At 31.7% G+C, this 14,230-nt stretch carries 13 protein-coding genes and 1 riboswitch; of the genes, 9 read left to right on the top strand and 4 right to left on the bottom strand.

Annotated features, from left to right (window positions below; genetic code table 11):
• Positions 1 to 20: 20 nt before the first annotated feature.
• Both NBRC110019_RS03545 and NBRC110019_RS03540 read right to left on the bottom strand, forming a co-directional pair.
• A complete protein-coding gene (locus NBRC110019_RS03545; protein WP_281752442.1) occupies positions 21 to 1,100 on the bottom strand; it encodes a YncE family protein in 1,080 nt (359 codons plus the stop codon).
• A 3-nt stretch (positions 1,101 to 1,103) separates the two neighbouring features.
• Positions 1,104 to 2,936 (bottom strand): TonB-dependent receptor plug domain-containing protein, encoded by a 1,833-nt coding sequence (locus NBRC110019_RS03540; protein WP_281752440.1) that lies wholly within the window; start codon positions 2,934 to 2,936, stop codon positions 1,104 to 1,106.
• A 29-nt stretch (positions 2,937 to 2,965) separates the two neighbouring features.
• Positions 2,966 to 3,170, bottom strand: a riboswitch (cobalamin riboswitch).
• A gap of 240 nt (positions 3,171 to 3,410) precedes the next feature.
• Between NBRC110019_RS03540 and NBRC110019_RS03535 the strand changes: the two genes are divergently transcribed.
• Genes NBRC110019_RS03535 through NBRC110019_RS03525 form a run of 3 tightly spaced genes read left to right on the top strand, consistent with a single transcriptional unit; the run spans position 3,411 to position 6,386 of the window.
• Positions 3,411 to 4,562: an ABC transporter substrate-binding protein gene (locus NBRC110019_RS03535; RefSeq protein ID WP_281752438.1), complete on the top strand. Its 1,152-nt coding sequence runs from the start codon at positions 3,411 to 3,413 to the stop codon at positions 4,560 to 4,562.
• Positions 4,563 to 5,585: an iron chelate uptake ABC transporter family permease subunit gene (locus NBRC110019_RS03530; protein WP_281752436.1), complete on the top strand. Its 1,023-nt coding sequence runs from the start codon at positions 4,563 to 4,565 to the stop codon at positions 5,583 to 5,585.
• 3 nt (positions 5,586 to 5,588) lie between these two features.
• Positions 5,589 to 6,386 (top strand): ABC transporter ATP-binding protein, encoded by a 798-nt coding sequence (locus tag NBRC110019_RS03525; RefSeq protein ID WP_281752435.1) that lies wholly within the window; start codon positions 5,589 to 5,591, stop codon positions 6,384 to 6,386.
• Here the strand turns inward: NBRC110019_RS03525 and NBRC110019_RS03520 are convergent.
• Complete coding sequence (locus NBRC110019_RS03520; protein WP_281752433.1) at positions 6,379 to 6,969, bottom strand: DUF2062 domain-containing protein; 591 nt, start codon at positions 6,967 to 6,969, stop codon at positions 6,379 to 6,381. The genes NBRC110019_RS03525 and NBRC110019_RS03520 overlap by 8 nt on opposite strands.
• 252 nt (positions 6,970 to 7,221) lie before the next feature.
• Here NBRC110019_RS03520 and NBRC110019_RS03515 point away from each other — a divergent pair, with 252 nt between their 5' ends.
• The 6 genes from NBRC110019_RS03515 (at position 7,222) to NBRC110019_RS03490 (ending at position 12,211) form a co-directional block, all read left to right on the top strand.
• Positions 7,222 to 7,791: a hypothetical protein gene (locus tag NBRC110019_RS03515; RefSeq protein WP_281752431.1), complete on the top strand. Its 570-nt coding sequence runs from the start codon at positions 7,222 to 7,224 to the stop codon at positions 7,789 to 7,791.
• 10 nt (positions 7,792 to 7,801) lie between these two features.
• Positions 7,802 to 8,464, top strand: a complete 663-nt coding sequence (locus NBRC110019_RS03510; protein WP_281752429.1) for a hypothetical protein — start codon at positions 7,802 to 7,804, stop codon at positions 8,462 to 8,464.
• A 135-nt stretch (positions 8,465 to 8,599) separates the two neighbouring features.
• Positions 8,600 to 9,346: a hypothetical protein gene (locus NBRC110019_RS03505; protein WP_281752427.1), complete on the top strand. Its 747-nt coding sequence runs from the start codon at positions 8,600 to 8,602 to the stop codon at positions 9,344 to 9,346.
• A gap of 160 nt (positions 9,347 to 9,506) precedes the next feature.
• Positions 9,507 to 10,112: a hypothetical protein gene (locus tag NBRC110019_RS03500; RefSeq protein WP_281752425.1), complete on the top strand. Its 606-nt coding sequence runs from the start codon at positions 9,507 to 9,509 to the stop codon at positions 10,110 to 10,112.
• Between the two features lie 658 nt (positions 10,113 to 10,770).
• On the top strand, positions 10,771 to 11,553 hold the full coding sequence (locus tag NBRC110019_RS03495; RefSeq protein WP_281752423.1) for a sensor histidine kinase: 783 nt from the start codon (positions 10,771 to 10,773) through the stop codon (positions 11,551 to 11,553).
• Entirely contained in the window at positions 11,546 to 12,211 is a 666-nt protein-coding gene (locus NBRC110019_RS03490) for a response regulator transcription factor (RefSeq protein ID WP_281752421.1), read from the top strand. The genes NBRC110019_RS03495 and NBRC110019_RS03490 overlap by 8 nt, the downstream gene beginning before the upstream one ends.
• A 77-nt stretch (positions 12,212 to 12,288) precedes the next feature.
• On the opposite strand, the gene rpsA is transcribed toward NBRC110019_RS03490, so the two are convergent.
• Positions 12,289 to 14,055, bottom strand: coding sequence for a 30S ribosomal protein S1 (rpsA, locus tag NBRC110019_RS03485; protein ID WP_281752419.1), 1,767 nt, complete (start codon positions 14,053 to 14,055; stop codon positions 12,289 to 12,291).
• Positions 14,056 to 14,230 lie beyond the last annotated feature (175 nt).

The following is a 14,230-nucleotide window of genomic DNA, read 5'->3' as shown; positions in this document are numbered from 1 at the left end:
TTTTTTACGTCCTATATTAATTAGTTTGCAAAATAAATTTTAGAAGCCCCAAGTCCTACGTCAAATGTATAGGCTTCAGTTAATGAGTTAAGGTCATATACTATTAAATCACTCATTTCAGAAAAACTTGCGTTAATAACATATAAGTTATTGTCGTCTACAGCCATACCATAAGCATAAATACCTCCTAAATCTAAAATACCAGTTGTAGGTAAAGCTGTATCACTATCAGACATTGTATATACAGTACCGCTTAATTCATAATATAAAACACCCTTATAGTAATACATTAAACCAGGGTGACTTCCTTCTACAAACTCTAATGATAACTCTAATGTATTGTTACTAGGGTCTATTTTAGAAATAGCCCCTACTGTATCTCCTATATAGTTCCAACTAGCATCGTATAAAGTAGCTCCATGAGATAACACAACAATATCACCTGCATCGTTTACAAAAATTTCATCAGGCTTATCTTCAACTTCAATAGTTGAAACCGTTTCACTTGAAGTTTCTATTACTGATACAATGTTATTAGTATTGTATCCGCCTTTATGAGTTACATATACTTTACCATCATAAGAAAGAATTCTTTCGGGTCCTTCACCTACAGCTATCGTACTTTCTACCGCTAAGCTTTCTAAATTTACAACAGCCACAAAATCATCTGTCGAATCATATGGATCTCCCCAGTTGGTAACATATCCTTTACCATCGCTAACTGTCATAAATCTAGGCATTGATAAGCCCGTTGTAATAGTTCCTATTTTTTCAAAAGTATATTTATTTACTGCATAAATTGTAGAAGCATTATCTACAACTACATATGCAGTTTCATCATCAAAATAAGCTGACTCTAAATAAGTCCCCAAGTTTTCACCATTTACATTTTGATAAACTCCGTTTTCAACAGATGAAAAATCTTCAGAAATAAAATCTACCGTCCCAGATACTGAACCTCCTTCAGAGGTTACAAAAATTCCCGTTTCATAATCTCCTAATGGTTCTGTTGTTTTAGTATCGTCATCATCACTGTTACATGATACAAAAAGTAGTGCTACCGAAGCTGCACAAATCATACTTTTAAATAAATCCCTCATTTTCTATAATTTAAAATGTAAATAAAAATTAAAATTAAGTCCTGGCATATATCTGTTTGCAACAGTTTGATATGCCTTATTCCATATATTGTTTACTTTTACGCCTATGGTCAATTTTTGTTTTTCTCCCAACACATATTCAGAAGACAGGTTAGAAATAAGATAATCGTCAAGTACATAGTTCGGGCTATTATCGGCTAAAATAAACACCTCTCCTACATACAATAGCTGATATTGAACACTTATATTTTTAAACCCATATGAAAGTGCACCACCCCCTTTATGATAAGGAACGTATACTAACTGTTTATCGGTTTCTTGATTTTTTGAAACCGTGTAAGCATAATTTCCGATAAAAACAACTTCATGACTTTTAATATTCAGAGAGGTTTTCAACTGAGTTTCTGCACCATACGTATTTACATGTTGAGTGTTAACAGGAGTCCATACCGATCCGGATGGAAGCCACTGTATCATGTCTTCAATGTTATTGTAAAATGCCGTAACAGATGCATTTATGTGCTTGGAGGAATAAGAATTCCCTACTTCGTACTGTACTGAGGTTTCCGGTAGCAAATTGGGGTTTCCACTACCTACCCAATACAAATCATTATACGTGGGTATTCTAAAATTTTTTGAGGTGTTAAATCTTATTTCGTATTGTTTTGTTAGTTGATAATTGATTCCTAAACTATATAAAAACGGACTATCGTAATTAGCTGTGATTTCTTTACGAAGTGTTGCCTCATACAATAGTTTTTCCAATATTGTATGTTTTGCCATTATATTAAAAGAGGTTATGGTTCGCTCCGATTCTGGAATACTACTCCCCTCTCCATTGGTATGGGTAACATCTGCAACGGCATTCAGTAACAATTTTGGAGAAACGTTATACGCTATATCATACTTACCAATAAAAGTCTTTGCCTCTCCTTCAGTATAATTATCGCTATCTATATTGGCATAATATTTATAGTGCTCTGTAATATATGCTAGTTTGGTTTTAGAAAGCCATTTTCCGTAAAAGCCATCCCATTCTACCAAATTTCTAGTATTAAAATCTCTGTACTTTGTTTTAGTTTCATTGGTTGTAATAGTGGAAAAATGACGTTCTCCATCGTACAAATAACTGTACCACTTTAAAAGGTTTTTATCATTTATTTTATATCCGGTGTTGAAAGAAAAACTATTGTTATAAAATTGTCCGTTCGTGTTTTTAGCATCCACTGCTACGTAATCATAATCGTTATCTGAACTCGTTCTTCCAATAGCCAAATTAGCACTCCATTTTTCACCTGAAATACCCGATTTAACACTGGAGTCTAACGTATTAAAACTGCCATAACGTAGTAATGCCGATGTATTAAACCCTTTATTAAACCTTAAATAGTCATTTAAGTGAATAGACCCTCCTATAGCTCCACTTCCAAAAAGCACACTTCCGCCGCCGCTACGTACTTCCACCTCATCAAAAGTTCTTATAGATATTGTATTAAAATCGGTTTGCCCATTTAATTGAGAGTTGATATTAATCCCATTCCACAATACAGCCGTCTGTTGAGAAGTAGTACCCCGGAAAGAAGGTGAAGACACCATACCTAGTCCATTTTCTTTAAAATAAATATTGGTAGAATAATTTAATAAAGAAGTTAACGAAGGCTCATTTTTTGCCAATACACTATCTGTTAACACCGTTGTTTGTTGGGTGTTAGAAAATCTTTTTAACTGACTATCGGACACTTCAACCTCTTCCAAAGGAATAGGTTCTTGTGCATGAACAACGTGTACAGCAAAAAAAACAAATAAAGATATGAGATAGCTCTGTTTCATATTCATACATACCTTTTTCCCGAAGGCTTATATAAAATTATATTATGAATATGGCAGGTCTCCTGGCTTGCGTATAACTACAACCTTCCCAAACAAAATGTTCAGTGGTAATTGAAGTAAGTAGTCACCATTTACAAAAACTAAGCTTACAGTTGCGGGAACAGCTCCGGAATTTAACCGAATTCCCTTTTCATTTGTCAAATATACATGTCTGACAAAACCAATATTCTGTGAACAAAACTACAATATATTTTTTTAACAAAACCTAAAAAATATCATCTTTCAAAATCATTTTTTTTAGAAAGCTTTGCAATCAAATAAATAAAGCCAACTAAAAAATGTAACACTATGACGGTTGCAACTAAATACAACGTTGTATTATTTGAATCCATGTCGCCTAAATTTTCTGAAAAGTAACCTATTATTTAGATTATAAAAATGACTTTTGTTAGCAATTCAATTTTAAATACCTTTGACCTTATGAAAAAATTTAAGGGTATATCAAGATTTTTACTACTTCTTTTTACTGTAGCTTTTGTTTTCGGTTCCTGTAAAGAAAAACAATCTGAACCTCAAAAAACAACAACAGATTCCTTATTAAAACCCAGCTATGCCAAGGGTTTTTATATCGAAAAAAAAGATGGTTACACCTTACTAAAAGTTACCAAACCGTGGCCACATGCTACCAAAACTTTTACCTATGCCCTTGTTCCTAAAGGAAATAAAAAGCCTGATGGAAACTTTGATGCAGTTGTAACTACTCCGGTTTCTAAAATTGTAGCTACTTCTACAACATATATTCCTTCGCTCGAAGCTTTACAGGTAGAAAACACTTTAGTGGGCTTTCCCGATACTCAATATATTTCGTCTCCTAACACTAGAAAAATGATTGAAGAAGGAAAAATAAAAGAGTTAGGAGCCAACGAATCTATAAACACAGAACTGGTAATAGACATAAACCCTGATGTAATTATTGGGTTTTCTATAAACGACCAAAATAAAACCTATGCAACCATCCAAAAAACAGGAATACCTGTTGTTTACAATGGTGACTGGGCAGAAGAAACACCTTTAGGAAAAGCAGAATGGATTAAGTTTTTTGCTCCCTTTTTTAATAAAGAAAAAGAAGCCGATAGCATTTTTAATTATATAGAAAAAAACTATCTCAAGGCAAAGCAATTAGTGGCTGAACGTACCGAAAAACCTACTGTTTTATGTGGTGCTATGTATAAAGATGTTTGGTACCTGCCTGGTGGTAAAAGCTGGATGGCTCAATTTTTAGCAGACGCCAACACCAACTATCTCTGGAAAAATACCGACGAAACAGGTAGCTTGAAGATGACTTTTGAATCGGTTTATGATATGGGTGTTGATGCTGATTTTTGGATTGCTCCCGGGCAATTTATTGCTTACAATCAATTAACTCAGGAAAATAATTCATATAAAAACTTTAAAGCTTTTAAGAACAAAAAAATCTATACCTTTAGTAACACAAAAGGCCCTACGGGGGGATTGTTATATTATGAAATGGCTCCATCCAGACCCGATTTGGTGTTAAAAGATATTATATATTATTTACATCCAGACGCTTTAGAAAATTACACACCTCACTTTTTTAAAACTTTAGAATAATTGCCCAAAGCTGTATCATATAAAACCATCTTTCTTGGGCTAGTAGTTTTACTACTGGCAGGAATGATTATAGATATAAGTTTAGGATCTGTAAAAATTCCGTTTACTGAAGTTTTTCAAATAGTTACGGGGCAAGGTTCGTCTAAAGAAACCTGGACACACATTGTGTTACAATACAGGCTACCTAAAACTATTACCGCCATCTTAACCGGATTTGGACTTTCTGTTTCTGGTTTGCTTATGCAAACCTTATTCAGAAATCCGTTAGCAGGCCCATTTGTACTTGGTATAAGCTCTGGAGCTAGTTTAGGAGTTGCTATTTTGGTTATGGGTGGTTCTATAATGGGCTTTTCATTTCTATCAAGTTCATTATCTATAGCTATTGGTGCCAGTATTGGTAGTTTTATAGTTTTACTCGCTATTTTAATAGTAGCTCGTAATATACGAGACACCATGGCGCTATTAATTATAGGATTAATGTTCGGAAGCCTTACTTCTGCTATCGTAAACATTCTTTCTTACTTTGCTTCGATGGAAAAACTACAGCAATATGTATTTTGGAATCTAGGTAGTCTTGGAAATCTAAGCTGGCCAGAAGTTGGATTGTTTGCTGCTGTTATATTTATAGGAATATTTTTTACATTGTTTACCATTAAAGGTTTAAATGCTTTACTATTAGGCGAACAGTATGCTATAAGTATGGGAGTTTCCGTTAAAAAAATACGTTTAATAGTTATGATATCTGCCAGTTTACTTGCTGGTAGTATTACCGCCTTTGCTGGTCCTATAACCTTTATTGGTCTTGCAGTACCACACATAACTCGCTTACTATTTAAAAGTGCTAATCATCTTATATTAATACCTGCAACCATGTTAACCGGAAGTATTGTAATGCTATTTTGTGACAGTATAGCGCAGTTACCGGGTAGCCAGTTTACTTTACCTATCAACGCTATTACTGCTATTATAGGTTCTCCAATGGTTATTTGGTTATTGTTACGTAAACGAAAAATACTTTTGTAATTTATGAGTATCACAAGTTCACATACCTTAGAGGCTTCTCAACTAGAAATTGGCTATACTCATAAAAAACAAGTAATTAGTATAGCTAAAAACATCTCATTTGCTTTAGGTAAAGGAGAACTTATTGGACTTATTGGTGCTAACGGAATAGGGAAATCTACCCTGTTAAAAACACTATGTGGCATTAACAATCCTATTAACGGTACCATTAAATTAAACGGAAAAGATGTTAATACCTATTCTGAGCAAAAACTTGCAAAGGCGCTCAGCGTAGTTTTAACAGGTAATATACCCGCCAGCAATTTAACCGTAACAGAAATTATTGCCCTAGGACGACAACCATACACCAATTGGATTGGTTCTCTCACAAAAACTGACATCGCAAAAATTAAAGAGGTTATAGATCTTTTAAAGTTAGAACCTATTAAAGACCGTAAAAATTACGAATTAAGTGATGGACAGTTACAAAAGGTTTTATTAGGGAGAGCTTTATCGCAAGATACCTCTATTATTATTTTAGACGAACCTACTACACACTTAGATATTTATCACAAAGCATACACTTTAAGCTTACTGAAAGAAGTGGCACACACCACCCAAAAAACCATTCTTTTTTCAACGCACGAAATAGATTTAGCCATACAATTATGTGATCAGATGATGTTGCTTACCAAAGAAGATTTTGTAGTTAATCAGCCTTGTAACCTTATTAGTAATGGAAGTTTTAGTAACCTATTTCCCAAAGATTTAATTCGTTTTGATGCTGCTACCGGAAGTTTTAAAGTAAATAAAACTAAGTAGTTTTTCTTTTATTTAAATACGTTAACCAAGTATAGGTGAGCATCCCAAAGAATACTCCTAAAACAACACATAAAACCAAACTACCTAATAAATAAAACTCTATTTGTTCCCAAATATCCACTTTATTAAAAATGGCATCTAACGTAAGGGGCGCATGATTACCCAAAACCCAATAGCCGGTTTTTAAACTGGCGTACACAATAAACGGAATTAACGGAGGTATACTTATGTAAGAGGTAGCTAATGCTATAGCTCTATTCAATTTAAATATACTCGCTAAAGATAGTACTATAATAGACTGAAAACCATAAAATGGAGTAAACCCAACTACTATACCCAAAGCCACCGAAAGTGCTTTTTTCCTGGGGGTGTCATTACTTCCTAAAATATCTTCTCGTAAAAATTTCTTGAACCCCTTACTTTTAAAATTGCTAATTATGATCTTAGGTTTCCAATAAAACAAAAGCACCATAGCATGCCAAATTTGTAAATACACTACTTGAACATGAAAAAGGAACCGTTTCACAACCTCATCACCAGTGTATTTATCAAAAGCTTTATTAAGATTTAGCAGGTTACTCATTTCCATAAAACTTTTATAGAGGTAAGATATAAATAGAAAACGAGAATTTAGTTAAAAAAATGTTGAGATTTCTAGGGAGTTATCTTAAAATAAGCAATAAAACAATTAGGTAAACCCCTTATATATAAACTCACTACCCCTAGTTCTCTACAAGAAATAACCTATTCAATAACTAGTGATTTCTAGAACTAGAATAAAAATGAAAGCCGCTACTTTCATCCTAACATTTTATCTAACAAAAACCCTTTTATTATGAAAATTATTGCCATTAAAAAATCAAAAGTATTAGTTGACTACAACCCTGTAAGTGGATGGGAAGAAAAAATACTAGCAGACACAGACTACACAGGCGTTAGCATTATGGAAGATAACGACTTCTTTTACGTAAACCTTCAGAGTCCTGCTAACATGCTAAACCGGGTTAAATTTTTAAGAGAAGAAAGTAAATACACAGAAACTTCTGTTGAGTATGCTCGTCTTGTTGCTTTACATAAAGTATCTGCACCTACTAGCTATAGTGTACTAGACACCATAACGTATAATAATATTATAAGCAAGTACAACACCTTTGATGAAAACTACACTGAATTTTTAGCCATTACTGAAAGTGCGGGTAAAGCTAGTTACAGCACCAATACCAATTTTGATTCAGGAGCCTACTTTTTTGCTGCAAAACTATTTATTGCGTTAAAAAACAAATATGGTTTTATGGATAACGATAATGTTTTTCAGGTAATTAAAGATACAAATAGCGATATTTTAATAAAGCTAACCTTTGGAAGTTCAACAGATTTTTATAATTTAACAAAATATCCGGGATAACATCTAAACTATGCTAAACAAGTTTTTTTTATTAGGTTATGGTATTACTATAATTATAGCTGCTTTTTGCATGCATTTTAAGCCCAATAAAAAAAACTTGTTAGTATTAGGTATTTTATCTGTTATTCTTATCAATACTATTTTTTTAGAATTTGAGAGCTTCTTTAATATTTCAGGTGCACTTACCTCCAATATTTATGTAACAGTCCATTTTGTTTTGTGGTTTTTAGTGCTTTTAAACCATAATACCTTTGTAAAGCCTATAGTGGTATCCCTAGCGATTGTACTCTTTCTTGTGTTAAGCTTGTTTAACTTTAGTTTTGGGGAAGGCATAAAACAATTCAACCATTATAATTTTGTTATAGGCACCTTTATATATATTCCGCTATTTTTAGCCGAGAGTTTTATACATCTAAAAAAAGAAAGGACAGATTATTTTTCTTCTAATGAATTTACGCTTTTAATGGCTCCTATAATTTACTTTATGGGGTTTAGTTTATTATTTTCTTTTAGAAGCAAAAAAATTAGCGAAGAAATTATTTTTGCGAACATTGACTTGTTCTCGCTATTAACCACCACCATCAACTGTATATACCTGATATTAATAACATTATACATGCATAGTGAATTTAAAAAAGGAAAAACATCAACCAAACTAACACCACCTATGTAATTAAACAATCATTTCTATACACTAGGGGAACCCCTAATTTAAAAAAAGGAATACACTAAGTGTTAACTAGTGGTTTTACAATAGAGTACATTATACTAACTGTTTACATTAGCATTAATTCAAATTCAATAAATCATGAAAAAAATTATTCTTAGAACTGCCTTTGTATTAATCTCTGTTGTATGGATTTCTTGCACAGAAGAAACAGAGGAAACAAACACTCACTCAACAGATATATCTTTAGTAGCGCGCACAACTGAGGACAACTATATTGCAATTAAAGCCTCTACAGTTACAGCTAATTGGAAAACAGCAAACAACACATTTATTGCCGATAGTACTACAATTAACAGTAACCTTATTTACTACATTAATTTAAATGCTATTTATGACAATTGTTTAACAAATAGTACCAGTTGTGACACTTCGGTTTCTAATTGGCTAAATGAAAACGACGATTATATCGATTTTGAAGTTTCATTTCCATTAATTGAAGAAGCGCATAGAGTTTCTGAACAAACTACCTTATACCCAGAACAGTCTCAACAGGCATCTCTTTCGGTCTATGAATTTTACAATGAATTAAAAGACCTTTTAGATGAAAGTTCTGTAGAAAAAATTCCTAATAATTACAATCAGTATATTTCCTTAAGCATTGAGAACGGAACACTTGTCTTAACAGAACTTAGTAACTATAATACTTCTGATTCTTGTTATTCTTTGCCTTTTTTAAAAAGTCTATTAATTGAAAATAAATTAACGGAAAATAGCTCCAAGGAAATGCTATTTACTGAAAAAATAAATAGTATACACATACAAATTCCTCAAAGGGAAATTGTATTGACTTATGATTATACAGATAATCCCACATTAAATAATTAGTGTTTCCTAAGATATCATATAAATAAATCTACAATTAACAATTTTAAAATTGAATAAAAATAAGTGTGACAAATTATAAAATTGCTAGTGAAATGATTTATACTAATTAATTAGTATAAATATTAAAAACTAAATAATCATATCAGAAATTTATTTAAACATGAAAAATTCACTTAAGTATTTACTTTTTTCAACATGTCTCCTATTAGTTATATACTCTTGTTGCGAAAATAAAAAACCAAATAACACTTCCACTTTAGTAACACCCAAAGCTGCTTCTTGTAGTGATTTAACAGACTATAAAAACATTACAAGGGTAAGTGACAAAGCTGATTGGCTAAAAAAAAATGGTAAAAATGTCTGCCCCGACTTATTATACTCCACAACACTTATTGAGCATATGGTTTCTGTGAATAATTATCGAGTAACAGTTGATAATCAAACTACTCCATTATCAATACCTTTTAAGGCAATAAAAGACTCTATTGGAAACCATAAATTTTATGAATATTATTTAAATTTTTATATAAAAGATAATAAAGTTACTTTTAGAAAACTAACTAAGTTTGATGAAAATCAAAATTGTTACTCAATAGTACTTTTTAAAGCAATTGAAAAATATATGAATTTAGATGTTAGATCTAAAATTGAATTTAAAAGCGCTAAAATTGAAACCCCAAACGATACTCTTAATAAAATAATAATTGTAATTCCAGGCCGAGGTAATCTAACTTTGGATATTTCACAAATTCCAAAAAGTTTATAAATCGTTTACAGCGTTTAATTAAGTATATGCAAACACTTAAAGATATAATAGCATTAATTAATCCAGTTAATATTTATATTTTAATAACATTAATTAATGCTATTTCTATTCTTAAAATTAGACTCCTAGTAACTCTAATAATTTCTTTATCGCTTCTAACTGAAATAATTAATATTATTTTAATTATCAATAATATAAGCATTATTTTAACCACTTCCTTTTATTTAACAATATCAAACGGCCTATGGTTATTTTTACTATACAGTAACTCTCTAAATAGTATTAATAAGAAAAAGTTTAAATTCATTTTTATTTATGTATTAATCTCATTATCAAATTTTATTTTCTTATCACAAGCTGAATTTTTATACATAAACACTATTATTGGTTGTATTTTTTATATTTCATTTTTCATTTTCATTTCATTTCATAAACTAAAAAATGAGGAATTATCATTTTTTTTTGATAATAATTTTTTACTTATATGTGCCCCTATAATATATTTTTTTGGAATCAGTCTATTATTTGGATTTAGAAACCTAGCTATTTTAGAAAAAATCATATTTCAAAATGTACCTTTATATGAAATTATCATCACCACAATAAATCTTATATATTATTCATTAATGAATCTATATATATTCAAAGTAAAAAAAACATGCCGCTTAAAAATATAGCTTTTGGAATCATCATAGGTTTTTTATTTATATGCCTGATTGTACTTTTTTGTGCATTAATCATAAAGCTGTATATACAAAAGGTAAAAACCTATACCAAAGTTATTTATGAAAAGGATTTGAATTTTCAGAAAACACTGAACGATACTATTATAGAAACCCAAGAGCAAACGCTTAATAATATTTCACAAGATTTACATGATGATGCTGGGCAACAGCTTACCTATATCAATTTTCAGTTAGAAAACCTTAAACTAGATCAACCTGAATTAAGCGAAACATTAGAACCCGTTTCAGAGTCTTTAAACCAATTATCACAGTCTATACGTAATATTAGTCACTCTTTAAACAACCAATTATTATTGCAACATAGCCTTTTAAAGGCTATTAATAAAGAAGTACAACGTTTACAAAAGAACAACTCTATAACTATCTATTTTACCTTGCACGGGGCTATGCAAAAACAATACAACACCAACGAAACCATTGTTGTATACCGTATTTTTCAGGAGATTATGAATAACATCTTTAAGCATTCGCAAGGGACTAAAGTGGATATTATTGTAGATACGGAACCGGAATTTAAAATGTATATTAGTGATAATGGAAAAGGCTTTAACTATGAAACTGCTAAAGAAAAAAGTAGTTTGGGACTTAAAAATATAGTACACAGAGCCACAGCTATTAATTATACTGTAGATATTGACACCAACCCCAACGAAGGAACAACCATAACACTTACAAAAAACTCTAAGCATGAATAAAACTACTATTTGTATCATAGACGATCATAAGATTGTAAGGCAAGGTCTTAAAGGACTCTTGGAAAGGATGGAAACCTATGAGGTACTACATGAGTTTGAAAGCGGCGTAAATTTCCTGAATTCTTTACCATTAGAGCCCAAACCCGACTTATACATACTAGATTACTCGATGCCTTTTAAAAATGGCTTAGAAGTATTGGAAGAGTTACAGGCAAAAGATGCAGATATAAAGGTTTTGCTGCTTACTCAGAACTTTGATGAGTCTATTATTGATGAAGCTTATTATTTGGGTGCCCGTGGCTTTTTACATAAAAACTGTACCGCTCAAGAATTAAAAGCTACCATTGACAACATTATAAAAATAGGATATAATAATGTATCAGAAATTTTAAAACGTGTACGCCAGTACGAAAACAAACCTACAAATGGATCCAATATTCAACTATCTGAAAGAGAAATGGAATTTTTAACACTGGTATGCCAAGCAGAAGAGTACACCTATGATCAAATTGCAGACATTATGGGGCTATCTGTAAAGTCTATTGAGGCATACAGAGCGGCTATTTTTGACCGTTACGACATTAAATCAAAAGTTGGATTGGTATTGTTTTCTTTTAAAAACCAATTAACTCCTCCGTTTAAGAAAGATGCAGATTAAAATTGATCAGTTATAGTCATAAAAAAACCTCTGATGAATCATCAGAGGTTTTTCTTTATTATTAAAACTTCAGAAAATTATTTTCCTTCCATTTTATCTTTTAATTCTTGTAATGCATCTAAATCTCCTAAAGTAGTTTTTTCAGTAGTATTGTTTGACTTAACTGTAGCAGCTTTCATGTTTTTCTTCTCTTCATCTTTAAATACAGCTGTATGAGAAGCAACTACTCTTTTAAACTCTTTATTAAATTCAATGATTTTGAATTCTGCAGTCTCACCTTTCTTAAGTTTGCTACCATCTTCTTTCTCTAAGTGACGAGAAGGAATAAAAGCAACAATATCCTCATTGAAAGTAATTGTAGCACCTTTGTCTACAATCTCTTCAAGAGCAGCAGTGTGAACAGTTCCTAAACCGAACTCTTGTTCATACTTATCCCAAGGGTTTGCAGTAGTTTGTTTGTGACCTAAAGAAAGTTTACGTCCATCAACATCTAATTCAAGAACAACAACTTCTAAAATATCACCAACGTTTACAAACTCAGATGGGTGCTTAATTTTCTTAGTCCAGCTAAGATCAGAGATATAGATTAATCCATCAATACCTTCTTCTAATTCAACAAACACACCAAAGTTAGTAAAGTTACGTACAGTACCTTTGTGCTTAGATCCAACAGGATATTTAGTAGTAATATCTGTCCATGGATCTGGAGTTAATTGTTTGATACCAAGAGACATTTTACGCTCTTCTCTGTCTAAAGTTAAAACAACAGCTTCAACTTGGTCACCAACATTTACGAAATCTTGCGCAGAACGTAAGTGAGTAGACCATGACATTTCAGAAACGTGGATAAGTCCTTCAACACCATCAGCAACTTCAATAAACGCACCGTAATCAGCAATAACTACTACTTTACCTTTAACTTTGTCACCAACTTTTACATCTTCACCAAGAGCTTCCCATGGGTGTTTCTGTAATTGCTTAAGACCTAACTGAATTCTAGACTTGTTATCATCAAAGTCTAAGATTACAACATTTAGTTTCTGATCTAATTCAACAACCTCGTTAGGGTGGTTGATACGAGACCAAGAAAGATCGGTAATGTGAATTAAACCATCAACACCACCAAGGTCAATGAACACACCATAAGAAGTAATGTTTTTAACAACACCTTCTAATACTTGTCCTTTTTCTAACTGACCAATAATTTCTTTTTTCTGTTCTTCAATATCAGCTTCAATAAGTGCTTTATGAGAAACAACTACGTTTTTGAACTCATGGTTAATTTTAACCACTTTGAATTCCATCGTTTTATTAACGTACTGATCGTAGTCACGGATAGGTTTAACATCAATTTGAGAACCTGGTAAGAAAGCTTCGATTCCGAATACATCTACAATCATACCTCCTTTAGTTCTACACTTAACATAACCGTTAACAACCTCACCACTATCATGAGCAGCATTTACTCTATCCCATGCTTTAATAGTTCTGGCTTTTCTGTGAGATAATACTAATTGTCCTGTTTTGTCTTCTCTAACATCAATTAATACCTCTACTTTATCACCAACTTTTAAGTTAGGATTGTAACGGAATTCGTTTAATGAAACTACACCTTCAGATTTAGCGTTGATATCAATAATAGCTTCACGATCTGTAATGTGAATTACTTCTCCTTCTACTACTTCTTCATCTGCAGTATCTACGAAGTTTTGCTCAACTAAATTTTCAAACTCTTGTAGTTTGTCATCCTCAACTTGATCAATACCTTCTTCGTAGTTATGCCAGTTGAAATTAGCTAAAAATTCTTCCGGATTTTTAGTTTCTGTTTTTACTTCTTCAGCCATATGCTGATTAAAAATTTGTATTCTGCTCTATATAAGAAAGTTAAACACTATATAACAGAAGTTGTTATTAAAAATAAATAATTCTATCCCCTCTTCTTCCTTAACCGTGCTAAAAAGGAGTGCAAAAGTACAAACTTCCTTTTTGATTAACAAGCACTTATCTCTTAAAAAACTC

Origin of the sequence: Neptunitalea chrysea (genome assembly GCF_027924145.1) — a bacterium.
In the GTDB taxonomy this organism is placed as follows: Bacteria; Bacteroidota; Bacteroidia; order Flavobacteriales; family Flavobacteriaceae; genus Neptunitalea; species Neptunitalea chrysea.
The sequence above is the reverse complement of the archived record's forward strand: the minus strand, read 5'-3'. Positions and strand labels throughout refer to the sequence as shown.

Excerpts from the sequence above, each read along its gene's own strand:
- NBRC110019_RS03545 (WP_281752442.1), bottom strand. The coding sequence starts at position 1,100 with ATGAGGGATTTATTTAAAAGTATGATTTGTGCAGCTTCGGTAGCACTA.
- NBRC110019_RS03540 (WP_281752440.1), bottom strand. The coding sequence starts at position 2,936 with ATGAATATGAAACAGAGCTATCTCATATCTTTATTTGTTTTTTTTGCT.
- NBRC110019_RS03535 (WP_281752438.1), top strand. The coding sequence starts at position 3,411 with ATGAAAAAATTTAAGGGTATATCAAGATTTTTACTACTTCTTTTTACT.
- NBRC110019_RS03525 (WP_281752435.1), top strand. The coding sequence starts at position 5,589 with ATGAGTATCACAAGTTCACATACCTTAGAGGCTTCTCAACTAGAAATT.
- NBRC110019_RS03520 (WP_281752433.1), bottom strand. The coding sequence starts at position 6,969 with ATGAGTAACCTGCTAAATCTTAATAAAGCTTTTGATAAATACACTGGT.
- NBRC110019_RS03515 (WP_281752431.1), top strand. The coding sequence starts at position 7,222 with ATGAAAATTATTGCCATTAAAAAATCAAAAGTATTAGTTGACTACAAC.
- NBRC110019_RS03510 (WP_281752429.1), top strand. The coding sequence starts at position 7,802 with ATGCTAAACAAGTTTTTTTTATTAGGTTATGGTATTACTATAATTATA.
- NBRC110019_RS03505 (WP_281752427.1), top strand. The coding sequence starts at position 8,600 with ATGAAAAAAATTATTCTTAGAACTGCCTTTGTATTAATCTCTGTTGTA.
- NBRC110019_RS03500 (WP_281752425.1), top strand. The coding sequence starts at position 9,507 with ATGAAAAATTCACTTAAGTATTTACTTTTTTCAACATGTCTCCTATTA.
- NBRC110019_RS03495 (WP_281752423.1), top strand. The coding sequence starts at position 10,771 with ATGCCGCTTAAAAATATAGCTTTTGGAATCATCATAGGTTTTTTATTT.
- NBRC110019_RS03490 (WP_281752421.1), top strand. The coding sequence starts at position 11,546 with ATGAATAAAACTACTATTTGTATCATAGACGATCATAAGATTGTAAGG.
- rpsA (WP_281752419.1), bottom strand. The coding sequence starts at position 14,055 with ATGGCTGAAGAAGTAAAAACAGAAACTAAAAATCCGGAAGAATTTTTA.